The organism is Nocardia acididurans (genome assembly GCF_016741815.1).
Classification (GTDB): Bacteria; Actinomycetota; Actinomycetes; order Mycobacteriales; family Mycobacteriaceae; genus Nocardia; species Nocardia acididurans.
The window spans coordinates 543,145-558,887 of sequence record NZ_JAERRJ010000003.1 but is presented as its reverse complement, the minus strand read 5'-3'; the positions used below and the strand labels follow the sequence as shown (position 1 = coordinate 558,887).

The 15,743-nt window shown below is 66.0% G+C and carries 17 protein-coding genes, 1 tRNA gene, 1 other RNA gene and 1 riboswitch; of the genes, 15 read left to right on the top strand and 4 right to left on the bottom strand.

Translation table 11 applies throughout. From position 1 onward, the window contains the following. Position 1: 1 nt before the first annotated feature. Entirely contained in the window at positions 2 to 787 is a 786-nt protein-coding gene (gene hisN, locus JK358_RS10565) for a histidinol-phosphatase (RefSeq protein ID WP_201946117.1), read from the bottom strand. A 125-nt stretch (positions 788 to 912) separates the two neighbouring features. Beyond that, a complete protein-coding gene (locus tag JK358_RS10560; protein ID WP_201946114.1) occupies positions 913 to 1,509 on the bottom strand; it encodes an NADPH-dependent FMN reductase in 597 nt (198 codons plus the stop codon). A 141-nt stretch (positions 1,510 to 1,650) separates the two neighbouring features. On the opposite strand from JK358_RS10560, the gene JK358_RS10555 reads away from it, so the two are divergent. The 13 genes from JK358_RS10555 to ssrA all read left to right on the top strand — a co-directional run bounded on the left by JK358_RS10555 (position 1,651) and on the right by ssrA (position 12,839). Continuing rightward, entirely contained in the window at positions 1,651 to 2,502 is an 852-nt protein-coding gene (locus tag JK358_RS10555; protein ID WP_201946112.1) for a helix-turn-helix domain-containing protein, read from the top strand. A 273-nt stretch (positions 2,503 to 2,775) separates the two neighbouring features. Further along, on the top strand, positions 2,776 to 3,900 hold the full coding sequence (gene prfB, locus JK358_RS10550; protein ID WP_201946110.1) for a peptide chain release factor 2: 1,125 nt from the start codon (positions 2,776 to 2,778) through the stop codon (positions 3,898 to 3,900). A 6-nt stretch (positions 3,901 to 3,906) separates the two neighbouring features. Next, positions 3,907 to 4,767, top strand: coding sequence for a mechanosensitive ion channel family protein (locus JK358_RS10545; protein WP_201946107.1), 861 nt, complete (start codon positions 3,907 to 3,909; stop codon positions 4,765 to 4,767). After that, on the top strand, positions 4,751 to 4,921 hold the full coding sequence (locus tag JK358_RS10540; protein ID WP_201946106.1) for an Rv3103c transmembrane domain-containing protein: 171 nt from the start codon (positions 4,751 to 4,753) through the stop codon (positions 4,919 to 4,921). The genes JK358_RS10545 and JK358_RS10540 overlap by 17 nt, the downstream gene beginning before the upstream one ends. Before the next feature lie 57 nt (positions 4,922 to 4,978). Beyond that, complete coding sequence (gene ftsE / locus JK358_RS10535) at positions 4,979 to 5,668, top strand: cell division ATP-binding protein FtsE (RefSeq protein ID WP_201946104.1); 690 nt, start codon at positions 4,979 to 4,981, stop codon at positions 5,666 to 5,668. Beyond that, on the top strand, positions 5,668 to 6,573 hold the full coding sequence (ftsX, locus tag JK358_RS10530; protein ID WP_201946102.1) for a permease-like cell division protein FtsX: 906 nt from the start codon (positions 5,668 to 5,670) through the stop codon (positions 6,571 to 6,573). Before ftsE ends, ftsX begins: the two co-directional genes overlap by 1 nt. A gap of 113 nt (positions 6,574 to 6,686) precedes the next feature. Continuing rightward, positions 6,687 to 8,765 (top strand): DNA helicase RecQ, encoded by a 2,079-nt coding sequence (gene recQ / locus JK358_RS10525; RefSeq protein WP_372440652.1) that lies wholly within the window; start codon positions 6,687 to 6,689, stop codon positions 8,763 to 8,765. 114 nt (positions 8,766 to 8,879) lie between these two features. Continuing rightward, positions 8,880 to 8,952, top strand: a tRNA-Glu gene (locus tag JK358_RS10520). Positions 8,953 to 9,153: 201 nt separating this feature from the next. Beyond that, entirely contained in the window at positions 9,154 to 10,356 is a 1,203-nt protein-coding gene (locus JK358_RS10515) for a lipase family protein (protein WP_201946099.1), read from the top strand. Between the two features lie 61 nt (positions 10,357 to 10,417). After that, positions 10,418 to 10,483: riboswitch (guanidine-III (ykkC-III) riboswitch) on the top strand. A 10-nt stretch (positions 10,484 to 10,493) separates the two neighbouring features. Next, positions 10,494 to 10,808 (top strand): DMT family transporter, encoded by a 315-nt coding sequence (locus tag JK358_RS10510; protein ID WP_201946096.1) that lies wholly within the window; start codon positions 10,494 to 10,496, stop codon positions 10,806 to 10,808. Between the two features lie 339 nt (positions 10,809 to 11,147). Continuing rightward, positions 11,148 to 11,813: a slipin family protein gene (locus JK358_RS10505; protein ID WP_201946093.1), complete on the top strand. Its 666-nt coding sequence runs from the start codon at positions 11,148 to 11,150 to the stop codon at positions 11,811 to 11,813. Positions 11,814 to 11,905: 92 nt separating this feature from the next. Continuing rightward, positions 11,906 to 12,382 (top strand): SsrA-binding protein SmpB, encoded by a 477-nt coding sequence (gene smpB / locus JK358_RS10500; RefSeq protein WP_201946090.1) that lies wholly within the window; start codon positions 11,906 to 11,908, stop codon positions 12,380 to 12,382. Between the two features lie 84 nt (positions 12,383 to 12,466). Beyond that, positions 12,467 to 12,839, top strand: a transfer-messenger RNA (tmRNA) gene (gene ssrA, locus JK358_RS10495). 73 nt (positions 12,840 to 12,912) lie between these two features. Here ssrA and JK358_RS39125 read toward each other — a convergent pair. Then, positions 12,913 to 13,479 (bottom strand): DUF2510 domain-containing protein, encoded by a 567-nt coding sequence (locus JK358_RS39125; RefSeq protein WP_232851039.1) that lies wholly within the window; start codon positions 13,477 to 13,479, stop codon positions 12,913 to 12,915. A gap of 314 nt (positions 13,480 to 13,793) precedes the next feature. On the opposite strand from JK358_RS39125, the gene JK358_RS10485 reads away from it, so the two are divergent. Continuing rightward, positions 13,794 to 14,327 carry a hypothetical protein gene (locus tag JK358_RS10485; RefSeq protein WP_201946082.1) on the top strand — a complete coding sequence of 178 codons (534 nt, stop codon included), beginning with the start codon at positions 13,794 to 13,796 and terminating at the stop codon, positions 14,325 to 14,327. Positions 14,328 to 14,418: 91 nt separating this feature from the next. Here the strand turns inward: JK358_RS10485 and JK358_RS10480 are convergent, their stop codons facing one another. Continuing rightward, positions 14,419 to 14,628 carry a DUF5302 domain-containing protein gene (locus tag JK358_RS10480; protein WP_201946079.1) on the bottom strand — a complete coding sequence of 70 codons (210 nt, stop codon included), beginning with the start codon at positions 14,626 to 14,628 and terminating at the stop codon, positions 14,419 to 14,421. A 478-nt stretch (positions 14,629 to 15,106) separates the two neighbouring features. On the opposite strand from JK358_RS10480, the gene JK358_RS10475 reads away from it, so the two are divergent. After that, on the top strand, positions 15,107 to 15,736 hold the full coding sequence (locus JK358_RS10475; protein WP_201946077.1) for a hypothetical protein: 630 nt from the start codon (positions 15,107 to 15,109) through the stop codon (positions 15,734 to 15,736). Positions 15,737 to 15,743 lie beyond the last annotated feature (7 nt).

Below are 15,743 nucleotides of genomic sequence, written 5' to 3'. Positions count from 1 at the left end.
GTCAGGCCGCCAGCGCGGCCAGCACCTGATCCTGGAGATGGCCGTTGGTGGCCACCGCGCTGCCGCCGTGCGGTCCCGGATTGCCGTCCAGCGAGGTGAACTTCCCGCCCGCCTCGCGAATCAGGATGTCGAGCGCCGCCATATCCCACAGCGACAGCTCCGGCTCGGTGCAGATATCCACCGCGCCCTCCGCCAGCAGGCAGTAGCCGAAGAAGTCGCCGTAGCCGCGCACCCGCCACACCTCGTCGCTGAGCACCAGCAGCTTCTCGCGCCGGCCGATGGCCCGCCACCCCGACAGACTCGAGATGGCCAGGCTGGACGCGCCCAGCTCGGCGATGGCCGACACCGAAATCGCCTTGGGCTCAGCCTTTTCGAAGCTGGACCACGCGCCCGCACCGGACGCCGCCCACCAGCGGCGGGCCAGCGCCGGGGCACTCACCACGCCCACCACCGGGACGCCGTCCACGAGCAGCGAGATGAGCGAAGCCCAGACCGGGACGCCGCGCACGAAGTTCTTGGTGCCGTCGATCGGGTCGATCACCCACTGCCGCCCGGTGAACTCGACGTCGCCGCCGAACTCCTCGCCGAGCACCAGGTCACCGGGCCGCTCGGTGGCGAGGATCCCGCGGATCTCATGCTCCACCGCCAGGTCGGCGTCCGACACCGGCGTCAGATCCGGTTTCGCGTCGACCTTCAGATCGAGCGCGCCGAACCGCTCACGCGTGATGGCGTCGGCGGCATCGGCCAGTCGCAGGGCAAGACGGAGATCATCGGAGTAGACGGTCACCCGGGACACGTTAGTGCCTGGATGTGACCCACGCGCGTCGGCCGCAAACTTCCCGCATCCTGGGACAATCCCGGTTCCGGCGTGACAGCGTCGCGGGGACACCGCCACCCGGCCCCCGCGCGGGATCAGGCGGACACGGGAAGTTCGCGCACGGCCGCGACCGCACTGGCCCACCAGTGCATCTGCCCCAGCATCGACTGCGCCGCGTACTCGAACTCACCCGGCTCGATCAGCGTCCCGTCACCGTCGAACAGCTGGTAGTACCGCGGCATCGACACGTAATCCCGCACCGCGTGCGCGTTCATCTCCGAGAAGATCTGCCGCAGATGCTCGATCGCGAACATGCCGCCGCTCTTCCCGCTGTACCCCACGAACCCGACCACCTTCCGATCCCACTCCGCGAAATGCCAGTCGATAGCGGTCTTCAGCGAAGCCGGGTAACTCCTGTTGATATCCGGCGTCACCACCACATACGCGTCCGCCGCCGCCAGCCGCCGGGTCAGATTCGTCATGCTCGCGTGCCGCACCGGATTCGGCTCCATCAACAACGGCACCGCGGGCAACTCCACCGGCATCGTGTAATCCGCCAGATCGATCACGTCGACCTCGAACCCCCCGTGCTTGTGCGCCTCCCCGGCGAACCAGTTCGCCACGGTCGGCCCGAACCGCCCCTCCCGCACGCTCCCGATGATCACGGCCAGCCGCAGATTCTTCCCACTCATCTTCTTCTCCTCCGAGAGTTCAACCGGCGGTTCCGCCGCTGGGAACGACTCTGCCGCCGGGCGAGACCCCCAGGGAGACCACGCTGAGAGTGGTAGTGACAGGGCCACTCTCGGGTGGCCCACCGCTGTTACGTTCGAATGGTGAGCGACAACGAGTTGGGACTGTTCCTGCGCACCCGGCGCGAAGCCGTGACTCCCGCGGCGGTGGGCCTGCCCACCGGACCTCGGCGGCGTACGCCCGGATTGCGACGGTCCGAACTGGCCATGCTCGCCGGCGTGAGCGTCGAATATCTGACCCGGCTCGAGCAGGGGCGGGATCGGCATCCCTCGCCGGAGGTGTTGTCCTCGCTCGGGGATGCTCTGCGGCTGACGTCCAGTGAGCGCATTCACCTCTATCAATTGCAGAAGACCGGTACCGGGTTCCACTGCATGGGCGGGGCGATGCCCAATCGGGAGGTGCGGCCCGCCGTGCGGGCGGTGCTGGATCGGCTCGGGCCCGCGCCCGCCGCGGTGTTCAACCGGTTGCATGAGGTCCTGGCGTGCACCGAGGGATATGAGCGGGTGATGGGATCCGTGGGTCTGCTCGATGCGGGGCTGCCCGCCAATTTCGCGCGGTTCGTCTTCACCGATGAGCGGGCGCGGAACGTCTTCGCGGACTGGGAGCATATGGCCGATCAGGTGGTGGCGGCGTTGAAGTCCGGGCCGTTCCGGACGGATGCGGCGGTGGCGGCGCTGGCCGACGAGCTGGCGGTCACCGTCGGGCTCCCGTTCACCGATCGCGTACTGAAGATCCCGGGATTCATCGGATCGACCGGTGTCGACCGGCTCACGCATCCGGAGGCGGGGGAGTTGCGGCTCGGGTACGAGCGGCTGGATCTGTCGGCGGACGACGACCAGCACATCATGGTCTACCTTCCGGCGGATGAGGCCACGGCGACCGCGCTGGACGGTCTGCTCGGCCGCCGCCCGGGTGGCCTGCGCGCCATCGGGTGACGCTGATCTCGTTGGCGTGGAAGCCGTTTGGAGGCGTACCCTCGCGATCATGAACAGTGATATCGACGCCCGCGAGCACGCCTGAAGAGCGCTTGCCCCTGTTCTTTCCGCCCGATTGCGATCGCGACAACTGATTTCGCGAGGGCCGGGTAACTCGTCGGGTACGTCCGGAATCGGGTCGGCTCCCAACCGCCGGCACGCGTGCCCGAACAGTCCACGGCACCCGGCTGGGCGCTTAAGTTTCGGAGAGGCGGGGCTGTAATCTTGACCATCGTGCATCCTGACGTATCAGCTGATCTTGCCGAACTCGACACCACTCTGAAGACCATCGAGTCGGTGCTCGACATCGAGGAGCTCGCCCGTCGTATCGACGAGCTCGAGCAGCAGGCGGCTGATCCGGAACTCTGGAACAACCAAGAACACGCACAGGCCGTGACCAGCGAACTGTCGCATGCGCAGTCCGAACTGCGCCGGGTCCGCGACCTGCGCCAGCGGCTCGAAGACCTGCCTGTGCTCTACGAGCTCGCCGAAGCCGAGGAGGGCGAGGACCGCACGGCCGCGCTCGCCGACGCCGACGCCGAGCGCGCGGGCCTGCACAGTGATGTGGAGGCCATGGAGGTCCGCACCCTGCTGTCCGGCGAATACGACAAGCGTGAAGCGCTGGTCAACATTCGCTCCGGCGCGGGCGGCGTGGACGCGGCCGACTGGGCGCAGATGCTCATGCGCATGTACGTGCGCTGGGCCGAGCGCCACAAGTACCCGGTCGAGATCTACGACACCTCCTATGCGGAAGAGGCCGGCATCAAGTCGGCAACCTTCGCGGTGAAGTCGCCGTACGCCTACGGCACCCTGTCGGTGGAGATGGGCACGCACCGCCTGGTGCGCATCAGCCCGTTCGACAACCAGGGCCGCCGCCAGACCTCCTTCGCCGAGGTCGAGGTGCTGCCCGTGGTCGAGACCACCGACCACATCGACATCAACGAGAACGAGGTGCGCGTCGACGTGTACCGCTCCTCGGGTCCGGGCGGCCAGTCGGTCAACACCACCGACTCCGCCGTGCGTCTCACGCACATCCCGACCGGCATCGTCGTCACCTGCCAGAACGAGAAATCCCAACTCCAGAACAAGATTTCGGCCATGCGCGTGCTCCAGGCGAAGCTGCTGGAGCGCAAACGGCAGGAAGAACGCGCCCAGATGGACGCCCTCAAGACCACCGAGGGCGCGTCCTGGGGCAACCAGATGCGCTCCTACGTCCTGCACCCGTACCAGATGGTCAAGGACCTGCGCACGACCTACGAAGTGAACAACCCGTCGGCTGTACTCGACGGCGACATAGATGGTTTCATCGAATCCGGCATCCGCTGGCGTATGCGGGAGCAGCAGACAACCCAGGGGTAAACCAGGATGAATTCGTATCTCGCCGCGTCGACCGGAGCCGATTTCGCCAACTGGGCTCGGTCGAGCGGCCTCGAGATCGTCCTGCTCATCACTGGCGCGATGCTGTTCAGTCGCGCCGCAACCTTTGTGCGAGACCGGATTACGCGCAAGATCGACGCCGGTTTCCGCAGCAGTGACTCCCTGGTGCGCACCGAGGCGGCCAAGCACCGGCACGCGCTGGCGCAGGTGGTCACCTGGGTCGTGCTGTCCATCGTGTACTTCCTGGTCGGTCTGGAAGTGTTGCAGCGCTTGGGATTCCAGCTCGGTGGCCTGGTTGCGCCAGCGGCGGTTCTGGGCGCGGCGCTCGGTTTCGGCGCGCAGCGCATTGTGCAGGACCTTCTCGCCGGATTCTTCCTGATCACCGAAAGGCAGTACGGCTACGGCGATGTCGTCCGGATCGCCGTCACTGGATCGGCGAACGATGCCGAAGGTACGGTCGAGGACGTCACGTTGCGCATCACGACTCTGCGTAGCGCCGATGGAGAAGTCATCACGGTACCGAACGGTCAGATCGTGAAAGTGATCAACCTGTCGAAGGATTGGGCGCGCGCGGCCATCGATGTCCCCGTGCCCGCCACCGCGGATATCAACAAGGTCAACGAGATCCTGCACGACGTGGGCGCCAAGGCGTTCGCCGATCGCAAGCTGAAATCGCTGCTCCTGGATGAGCCCACCGTGATGGGTGTCGAAGATCTCACCGTCGACCAGATGAATATCAAGATGGTGGCCCGGACACTGCCGGGCAAACAGTTCGAAGTCGGTCGTGAGCTGCGCGTGCGAGTCGCCGCTGCGCTACGCCGGGAGGGTTTGAGTGAAAACAACGCGTAAGTCCACGGCGGTCCTGCTCACGGTATGGGTCGCCACATTCGTGCTGTACCTGTTCGTCAAACCGGAAACCCCCGATGCGAAGGGCTATCCGGCCATCATGAACACCATGCTCAGCAGCGTGCTACCGGATGGGGAGAACACCCAGCAACGTTGACAAGTCCCCTGCGCGGCGCAGCCTGGTAGCGAGACCAAACCGTTACACTGGCAACTCGTGATCAGTCTGCGGAGCGTCACCAAGTCCTACAAGACCTCGACGAGACCCGCCTTGGACAACGTCTCCGTCGATATCGGCAAGGGCGAATTCGTCTTCGTCATCGGACCGTCCGGGTCCGGGAAGTCGACCTTCATGCGGCTGCTGCTCAAGGAGGAACGGCCGAGCGCGGGCGAGGTCTGGGTCGCCGATTTCCGGGTCGACAAGCTGGCCGGGCGCAATGTGCCCAAACTGCGCCAGCGCATCGGCTGCGTGTTCCAGGACTTCCGGCTGCTACAGCAGAAGACCGTCGAACAGAACGTGGCCTTCGCGCTGGAGGTGATCGGCAAATCCCGGGCATTCATCGACCGCGCGGTTCCCGAGGCGCTCGACATGGTCGGCCTCGCCGGCAAGGCCGACCGGCTGCCCGGCGAACTCTCCGGCGGTGAACAGCAGCGCGTGGCCCTGGCCCGCGCCTTCGTGAACCGGCCGCTGGTGCTGCTCGCCGACGAACCCACGGGCAACCTCGACCCGGAGACCAGTCAGGACATCATGACGCTGCTGGAACGCGTGAACCGCACCGGAACCACGGTGGTCATGGCCACCCACGACAACGTGATCGTGGACGCCATGCGCCGCCGGGTCATCGAACTCGATCGCGGCCGCGTGGTGCGCGACGAGGAGATGGGCGTCTACGGGGTGGGCCGGTAATGCGCGCGGGATTCCTCTTCGGCGAGATCATCACCGGTCTGCGCCGCAATATCACCATGACCGTGGCCCTGATCGTCACCACCGTGGTGTCGCTGACCATGCTGGGCGGCGGGCTGCTCATGGTGCGGCTCGCGGACAAGATCCAGGACTACTACGTCGAGCGGGTGGCGATCCGGCTCTACCTGGATCCGGAGGTCTCGCAGTCGGATCCGGACTGCACGGCCGAACCGTGCAAGACGATCATGGCGAAGCTGAAGGCCAATCCGCATGTGGTGAGCGTGCAGTTCGTCAACAGCGCGGACGCCTTGAAGGAGTTGCGCGAGACCACGTTCAAGGACGAGCCCGCGCTGGCCGACGAGATCAGCAAGGACGGGCTGCCGTCGGCGCTGATGGTGAAACTCAACGATGTCACCAAGTACCGGGCCATCTACGACGACTTCTCCAAGGAGCCGGGCGTGGAGACGGTGCTCAATGATGTGGACATCGTGGACAGGCTGGTCGGATTCTTCGTGGGTGTGCGGAACGCGGCCTTCGGGCTGGCGATCCTGCAGGGGCTCGCGGCGCTGCTGCTGATCACCAATATGGTTCAGGTCGCGGCGCTGGCGCGGAAGACCGAGGTCGGCATCATGCGACTGGTCGGCGCGTCCCGCTGGTACACGCAGCTGCCGTTCCTGCTGGAGGCGGTGCTGGCCGCGCTGGTCGGTTCGGTGCTCGCGGTGGTGGGGTTGTTCGTGGCCCGGCCGCTGGTGATCAACAAGGCGCTGGGTAGTCTGGCAAATGATCAGGTGCTGCCGAAGATAACCACCGACGACATCGCGAGTGTGGCGCTCGTCATCACGCCGGTAGGTGTCGGATTCGCCGCATTGGCCGCGTATGTGGCGCTGCGGTTCTATGTGCGTGAGTGAAATGTCTTGCCGCTGTTCACCTCTGGTGTTTCCACGACACGCCGGAGGTGAGTGGGGGTGCGAGGACGCGCGACGCGCGGACGGTGTCGGCGCGGGTCCGTAGGATAGCGGCCGTGAGTGCACCGGAGGTCCAGACAGCTGTCGGCAACGGGTCCGCGGGGGCCGGAATCGATGCGGCGCACGCGGTTCTGCGCCGCGTCTTCGGCTACGACAGTTTCCGCGGGCCGCAGCGCGATATCGTCGAGCAGGTCATCACCGGCGGGGACGCGCTCGTACTCATGCCCACCGGCGGCGGCAAATCGCTGTGCTATCAGATTCCCTCGCTGGTCAGGCCCGGTGTGGGCATTGTGGTCTCGCCGCTGATCGCGCTCATGCAGGATCAGGTGGACGCGCTCAACGCCCTCGGCGTGCGGGCCGGGTTCCTCAACTCCACCCAGTTCCCCGACGAACGCCGCACTGTCGAGGCGCAATTCGTGGCCGGCGAACTGGATCTGCTCTACCTCGCACCCGAACGCCTGCGGCTGGAGTCCACCGCGCAACTGCTCGATCGCGGCAAGATCGCGCTGTTCGCCATCGACGAGGCGCACTGTGTCTCGCAGTGGGGTCACGACTTCCGGCCCGACTACCTCGGGCTGTCCATGCTGCACGAGCGCTGGCCGGAGGTGCCGCGCATCGCGCTGACGGCCACGGCCACCGCGGCCACCCGCAAGGAGATCGCCGAGCGCCTGGATCTCACCAAGGCCAAGCATTTCGTCGCCAGCTTCGACCGGCCCAATATCCAGTACCGCATCGAGGCCAAGAACCGGCCCGAACACCAGCTGCTGGCCTTCATCCAGAACGAGCACGCGGGGGAGGCGGGCATCGTCTACTGCCTGTCCCGCAATTCGGTGGAGAAGACCGCCGCGTTCCTGAGCGCCAACGGGGTTCCCGCGGTGCCGTACCACGCGGGCCTGGACAACCGCACGCGCGCGACCAACCAGGCACGCTTCCTGCGGGAGGACGGCCTGGTCGTGGTGGCCACCATCGCCTTCGGCATGGGCATCGACAAACCTGACGTCCGCTTCGTCGCGCATCTGGATCTGCCCAAGTCGGTGGAGGGCTACTACCAGGAAACCGGCCGTGCCGGCCGCGACGGCCAAACCTCCACGGCCTGGATGGTCTACGGCCTCAGTGACGTTGTGCAGCAACGCAAAATGATCGACAACTCCGACGGCGACGCCATGCATCGCCGCCAGCTGCAACTGCACCTCGACGCCATGCTCGCCCTCTGCGAAACCGTCCAGTGCCGCCGCACCCAGCTGCTCGCCTACTTCGGTGAAGCCGGCAAAGCCTGCGGCAACTGCGACACCTGCCTCAACGCCCCCGAATCCTGGGACGGCACGGTCCCCGCGCAGAAACTCCTCTCCACCGTCCTGCGCCTCAAGCGCGAACGCAATCAGAGTTTCGGCGCCGGCCATATCGTCGACATCCTCGTCGGCAAGCGAAACCCCAAGGTGGAGCAGCACTCCCACCACGAACTCACAACCTTCGGCGTGGGCTCCGACATCCGCGATGTCGAATGGCGCGGTGTGGTCCGTCAGCTGCTGGCCCAGGGTCTGCTCGCCGTCCACGGCGACTACGGCGTCCTGACCCTCACCGAATCCTCCAACGAGGTCCTCTTCGACGGCCGCCAGGTCAAACTCCGCCGCGAACCGGAACGCGCGAAGGCGGCCCGAACCTCCAAGCCCGCCAAGGCATCCCGCCTCGCCGCCGCCGACCTCACCCCGGCCGATTCCGACCTTTTCGAGAAACTCCGCGCCTGGCGTGCCGCCACCGCCAAGGAGCAGGGCGTCCCCGCCTACGTCATCTTCCACGACGCCACCCTGCGGGAAATCGCCTCCCGCAAACCCGCAACCCTGTCCGACCTCGGCAGCATCTCCGGCATCGGCGAGAACAAGCGCGCCAAATACGGCGAAGGCGTCCTCGAGGTCGTGGCAGCCGCGCCGGGCGGTGCAGGCGGTACGGCCCGAACTCCTTCCGCGGCAACGCCAACCATTCCGGCCACGACGCAAACCCAGCGCTCCGCCCCGCCGCCTCGCACGGCTGCGGCCGCTCGGCCTGCCCGGGGCGGCTCCGCATCCTCCGTCGATGACATCCCCTGGCCCGACGAAGCGCCCCCGGACTTCGACGAGCTGCCTCCCGACTACGCCTGAGCGCGGTCCACGGATTGATCTCGGTAGTGCTCTCAGCAGCGGATTTGGTTGCTGGACGGTTGGCACGTTAGTATTTCGGGGCTGCCGCGGTCCACGGATCGCAGCGAGCGACCTGGTCCCGTCGTCTAGCGGCCTAGGACGCCGCCCTCTCAAGGCGGTAGCGCGGGTTCAAATCCCGTCGGGACTACTGAGAAGCCCCCAACCGATTCGGTTGGGGGCTTTTTCGTGTGGGCGGGCGGAATGTGTTGGGGTGCAAGGGGAGTGCTGTCGCGTAGGCAACACTGCGGCGGGCCGGGGTATCGGCATGAGCAGCAACACGGAGGCAAATGGACTGTTTGTCCGTGTTTCAACTGTGAAACCAGCGGGACCGGTTCTAATGTCTCGGCTCATGTCACGTCGGATGATTCGCTCACTGGTTGCCGCCTTCGCGATCGCGGCCGGGTTCACCTCCATGCCCGCGGGGCACGCCGATCCGGGTGTGCCGCCGGTGCCTGCGCTAGACCCCTTCTACACGCAGCCTGATTCGCTGCGGGGTGCGGCCATGGGGCAGGTGGTCGACAGCCGTCCGATCACCCTCACCGGCGTCTCCACCAAGAATCCGGTGCGCGCCTGGCAGGTGAAGTACGTCAGCCAGGACACCAAGGGCAACCCGTGGACCACCATGGCCGTCGTCATCAAGCCGGACGTGGCCGGTGCACCGACCAAACTGGTCTCCTTCCAGCCGTGGATCGACGCCCTCGATACCCGCTGCAACCCCTCCTACCAGCTGCGCGCGGGCATCCCCTACCTGTTGAGCACCGGCATGATCGCCGAGAACGGCAATCTCGCGACCTTCCTCGATCGCGGCTACACCGTGGTGGTCTCGGACTACCTCGGCCCGCAGAACCAGTTCGCCGCGGGCTATGTCGAGGGCCGCAACACCCTCGACGGTATCCGCGCCGCCCTGAACTTCGCTCCCGCCGGACTGCGCGGCACCGACACCCCGGTCGGTCTGTTCGGCTACTCGGGCGGTGCGCGCGGCACCGAGTTCGCCGCCGAACTCGCGGCGGACTACGCACCCGAGCTGAACATCGTGGGTTCGGCCGCGGGCGGCCTGCCCACCGATATGGGCAAGTCCGCCGAAATCATGAACGGCGGGCCCTTCGGCGGCATCAACTTCTCGGCGTCCTACGGGCTCGCCCGCGCGTACCCCGAGCTCAACATTCCGGCCCTGTTCACCGATCCGGGCCTGGAGCCCGCGATCTCGGGCATGTGCCAGACCCAGATCCTGTCGAGCTACCCGTTCACGCCCATGCAGTCCAAGACGGTCAACGGCGTGTGGCCGCTGGGCGTGCCCGGCGTCACCGAGGTGCTCGACACCCTCGAGGCGGGCACCTACGGCACCCCGAACGCCCCGCTCTACCTGTTCATGGCCGACTACGACGAGATCGCCTACACCCCGGGCACCGACGCACTGGTCGCCGACTATCGCAACCGTGGCGTGGACGTCACCTACGTGAAGATCCCGGGCACCGAGCACGTCACCGCCGAATCGGCCGGTTCGCCCGCGGCCATCGACTGGGTCGCAGCCCGCCTCGATGCCGCGAACTGACCTGGAGGCGGAGATCACCGGCCGGTAATTTGCCCGGGTAGCGGGTCGTTTGCGATGGTGGAAGTAGTTCCGCGACGGAACACCGGACGAGGGAGCCGTACCCGGCGAGCGACAAGACGGCCTCGGAGGAGGTCGTCGTGTACTGGATCGTTCTGCTGATCTCGGGTGTGCTGGAAGCCGTGTGGGCCACCGCGCTGGACAAGTCCGAGGGTTTCACCCGTCTGGTTCCCACCGCCGTCTTCGGCATCGCGCTGATCGCCAGCATGGGCGGGCTGTCCTACGCCATGCGCGGTCTGCCCGTCGGCACCGCCTACGCGGTGTGGGTGGGCATCGGCGCGGTGCTGACGGTGGCCTACGCCATGGCGACCGGCGGTGAAGCGGTGAGCCCGCTCAAGCTGCTGTTCCTCGGCGGCATCGTGGCCTGTGTGGTCGGCCTCAAAGTCCTTGGCTGACAAACGGTTTCGATGATGCTTGCGGTGTGCGCGGAAATTCGTTCGCGCGCACCGGCCTCCGCTGGCTACCGTTGATCTCGGAGGTCGTCACCAGGGGCGCGCCGGAATCTCCGGATCGCGTTCTCCGTATCGGGGCGGCGCTCCATCCACTCAGGTTGGCGCGGACTGTCACTCCGTCCAGGGTTCGATTCCCTACCGGAACACCCTGCCCGGTCGTCTGCGGTCACACGGCTCTGCGGGCTCTCCGTCTCCGGACGGGGAAGGCCCCCGCCGTGCGGTCGTGATCGGGCAGGGTGTTTTCCGTTCGCGCCGATTTCCGTGTGGGGAAAGGAGATTGGAATGTTCACCGCATACGACTACACCACTGTCATGGACTGGCAGCGCACGCTGCTGTTCAAGGACGGCACCCTCACCGAGGTCCTGGAGCCCGGCCGGCACCGCTACGACAAGGACCGCTGCACGCTGGTCTGCGTCGATATGCGACCGCGCCTGCTGCAGCTGTCCGGCCAGGAACTGCTGACCCGTGACGGGCTGTCGCTGCGCGTGAGCTTCGCCGTCGACTGGGTGGTCATCGATCCGGTCGCCTTCACCACGGGCGCGGTCTACACCGACACGGTTCTCTACGGCGCGGTCCAGGAGGTCGCGCGCGATCTGGTGGCTGCGAGCACCCTCGACGAGCTGATCGCCGACCGCACCCTGCTGTCCGGTGGCGCGGAGCGGGTCGCCGCCCTGGTCGAGCGTCTCGGCATCCGGGTCGACGGTATGCGCGCCAAGGATCTGATGCTGCCGGGCGAGCTGCGCAAGGCGGCCCTGGAGACGGTCCTGGCCCGTGAGCGCGGCCGCGCCGAGCTCGAGCGCGCCCGCGCCGAGGCCGCGGCCCTGCGTTCGCTGGCCAACACCGCCAAGCTGCTCGACGACAACCCGGTCCTGCTGCGCCTGCGCACCCTGCAGGTCGCCGCCGCGCCGGGTACGCAGGTCGTCCTCGACCCGCGCGAGCGTTCCTGAACACGGGTCGCGACCTCGTTCGCCGCGAGGTTGCGACCCGCCCGGTGACTCCCGGAATATTCGCTCGACGGAGGCCATTAATGTTGAACGTTATGAAAGAGAAGGGCCGCAAGGTCATCGCCACGAACCGCAAGGCGCGGCACCTCTACTCGATCCTGGACACCTACGAGGCCGGGATCGCACTGGTCGGCACCGAGGTGAAGAGCCTGCGCGAGGGCAAGGCATCCCTGGTCGACGCCTACGCCAGCATCGACGACGGTGAGGTGTGGCTGCGTGGCCTGCACGTTCCCGAGTACGGGCACGGCACCTGGACCAACCACGCCCCGCGCCGCACCCGCAAATTACTGCTACACCGTCGCGAGATCGACAAACTGCTCGGCAAGACCAAAGAGTCCAGCCTGACCCTGGTCCCGCTGTCCATGTACTTCTCCGACGGCAAGGTCAAGGTCGAACTGGCCCTCGCCAAGGGCAAACAGGACTACGACAAGCGTCAGGACCTGGCCCGCCGCACCACCGAACGCGAGATCACCCGCGAACTCGGCCGCCGCATCAAGGGCATGCGCGGTTAATGGGATGATCCGACGTTCCACCGGTGTTACTATGACTGTGCCCGGTGCAAGCCGGGTGATTCATCTGAATCGATGAAAGTTCTCGGGGCTGAACGGTTTCGACTGCGTACGTTGATTCAGGGGAAGCGTGTCGGTGCAGGCAGGAGACCACCGTATAAGCGTCGCTGTAACCCTATAAGCGCCGATTCTCATCAGCGCGACTACGCTCTCGCTGCCTAAGCAACGAAGCGTGTCTGTCAGCCCGGGTTCGCCCACGACCCGGTCCCTGGCATCAGCTAGTGGGCTCTACAGTCCGTCGCGGCCGCGGCGACGGACTGGACACCAAACAGCGGCTGGGATCGTCATCTCGGCTTGTTCGCGTGACCGAGAGATCCAAGCAGAGGCATAGCGAACTGCACACGGAGAAGCCCTGAAAATGCGGCGGAGGACCCGGGTTCAATTCCCGGCAGCTCCACCAAAGGCCCTTCACCTGCGACGCAGGTGAAGGGCCTTTCTCATGAGCTGACCGCCCTCAGTTGCGGCCGCGGGTATCAGCCCCTGGTGAGGTTGATGACGCAGTTGTCGAGAGCCTGGACGATCTCGTCCCCGGCAGAGAGATTCAGCGGTGCCGCAGATGCTTTCGCGAACGTCGTGTTGTTCCGCGCACCACCGGTCGAGGCGTACACGACGCCATCCTTGATCACCCACACGTCCGACCGCTCCCGCAACTTCCCCGTGCTGTCGAACATCGACGCTCCGAAGTAGGTGAGCCCACTGCTTGCGATCACCGTTCCGTTCCGCAATTCGTAACCGGCCTGATTCAGCCCGGCCGCAACCGAGTCGACGACCGATTGCATCGCAGGAGCACACCGTGGGTCGGATGGTTGCCCGATGCCGGCGGGTGCGGCCCCGGTCGTTGTAGCCGGTGGAGCAGCGCCTGCCGACGTCGTGGGCGGTGCTGCGGCCGGGGCCGAGGATTCTTTGTCTCCACCGGCGACCGCGCCGATAACCACGATCAACGCAATGATCGCGAGGATTGCGCCGGCGACGCCGAAAATCCAGCTATTCAGCTTCCGGCGCTTCTGGGCAGGATCGGCGGGCGGTGTGGGATCGGACAAGGTACCCCCTCGAGAGTGAGCGGTGATCGCTTCATGATCGTGAAAGGTGCTCGCGCTATTGGCAATCCGGCAGCGCAGAGTTGGCACGGAATGTCGGTGTCGGCAGGAACAAGCCCATGATCGCGGGGTGGGATCGGAGGCTCGCCGGTAGCCATTGCTACACCTGGTAGGCGGGCAGGACCGCCTTTCTCATTTCCGCGATCCTTGGGACTCGCGGGTTGGATTTCGACGTAACAATCGAATCCGTTGCGCCCTAGAGCTTTTGGTGTACGGTTGCGCGGCGGCATCGGTTGTTTCGCTCTACTCTCGAGCGCATGACAGCAGAATCTCGGCTGCTGGCCGAGGCGTTCGTGAATGATCCTCTGATGGCGTATTTCTGGCCGGATGCGGCGCGGCGGGTCAGGGCTCTGCCGTTGTTCTGGCATGCACGGGTGGAGGCGAGGCGGCGCGCGGGGATCGTTGACACCGTCTCCGACGGGGACGGGTTGGCGGCCGTCGTGCTGTGGGAGCAGCCTGGAATTTCTCCGCCGATGGCCAAGCCGTTCAGTCTGATTCGTTCGCTGGGGGTGGCCGCACCACGCGCCCTGGCCGCGTCCGGCCGGATCGAAAAGCTACGTCCAGCGACGCCGCACCTGTACGTTGCCGTCGCTGCCACCGCGGCGCGTGCGCGCGGAAAGCGGTTGGTGTCGGAACTGCTCAGAGCGCGGATCGCGGCCGCGGATTCCGATGTCTTCGCGGTGGCTACCAATCCTGCAAGCGTGGCTGTTGCCGAACACATGGGCTTTCGGGCCACCGGCGATCTGCCCATCGGGGCGGCGGTGCTGCGGGGGATGCTGTTGTCGAAGTGAATCACTGCCAGGGCCGTCGGACACGAAGGCCCGGTCCACTGTGGACCGGGCCTTCGTCGTAGCAAGCAACCTGCGCAGCCGGGTCTCTCTGTTAGCCGCCCGCCCTGCGGCGGAAGGTGCGCTTGCCGCCGGCCTGGGCGTGGGTGCCGCGCACCTTGGCGGCGTTCTGGTGGGCCCCGCCCGCTGTGGCGTGGTCATTCTTCCTGTCGAGGGCTTCGCGGAACTTCCGCTTGGTGGCCTCTTCCGGAGACTCGTCGGTGGCCGCGAGTTGTTCGGCGGGGACTTCCTTTTCATCGGACATGGTCCCAGCCTGCCATCCCGGGCGGGGTGCACGGGCCATTGCATACCGACCGGCCATCCTTTTGTGCCGCCGCGCCGAATATCGGATCAGCACAACTCTCATCAATCGCGAAGGAGGACGGCATGATCCCGCACTTCATCGGTGAGGTCATCCACAAAGTGAACAGTTTCCTGAGCATGCTCCTGCTGCCGTAGCGGCGGGGTCAGGCTCGTGATCAGGCCCGCTATCCGGCAACTCGGGTAGCGGGCCTGCATCGTTCCGGGGAACGTCAGCCGTTGCGGTGAGGCATCGGCGCGCGTGTAACCGCGGCCGTGCTTTCCGATGAGCCGGATGCACTCACCTGTTCCGCTATGCCATGGGAGGCTTGGGCTTTCGGAGCTAGAGGTCGACTGAATACAAGATGGGGGATCTAGTGGTTACGGAACCCGGTTCTGGGACCGAGGGCGAGGAGAAGCACGCTGGTCCTGAGAGCGCTGGGATGAAATTGTTCGACAAGTCGTTGGTGGCGGCGGACAAACTGGTCAGTAGCCGCGTCGACAGGCTTCGGGAACGTCACCCTCAGGACACCGCCGTGCAGCTGGTCAAGAGGTTGGAGACCACTTTCTTGTCTTCGGTGACCGCGTCGGGGGCCGCGACTGGCGGAGCTGCAGCGGTTCCGGGCGTCGGGACGATCGCTGCTGTCGCGACTGTAGGGGCGGACACCTCCTGGTTTCTCACGGCTTCGATAGCGCATGTGCTGTCGGTGCTTCGGGTGCATGACATTCACCTCACCGATCTCGAGCACCAGAAGGCCGTTGTGTTGACCGTGCTCGCCGGCGGTGGCGGGTCGGGCTTTGTTGGAAAGGCGGCGGGGCGGACGGGGGCGCACTTGGGCAAGCTGCTCACGAACTCGGTTCCGCAAGCCACCATCCGCTCCGTCAACCGTGTTCTCGGAGTCAATTTCGTCACCAAATGGGGCACCAGGCAGGGCATTCTGGTGATCGGCAAGGCGGCACCGTTCGGAATCGGGATGGCGATCGGAGCCGGTGGCAACCTGATCATGGCCAAGGGCATCGTCAAAACCACTCGAATTGCCGTGGAAACGGCGCTTGGTGAGCTGGACGGATGACATTCCA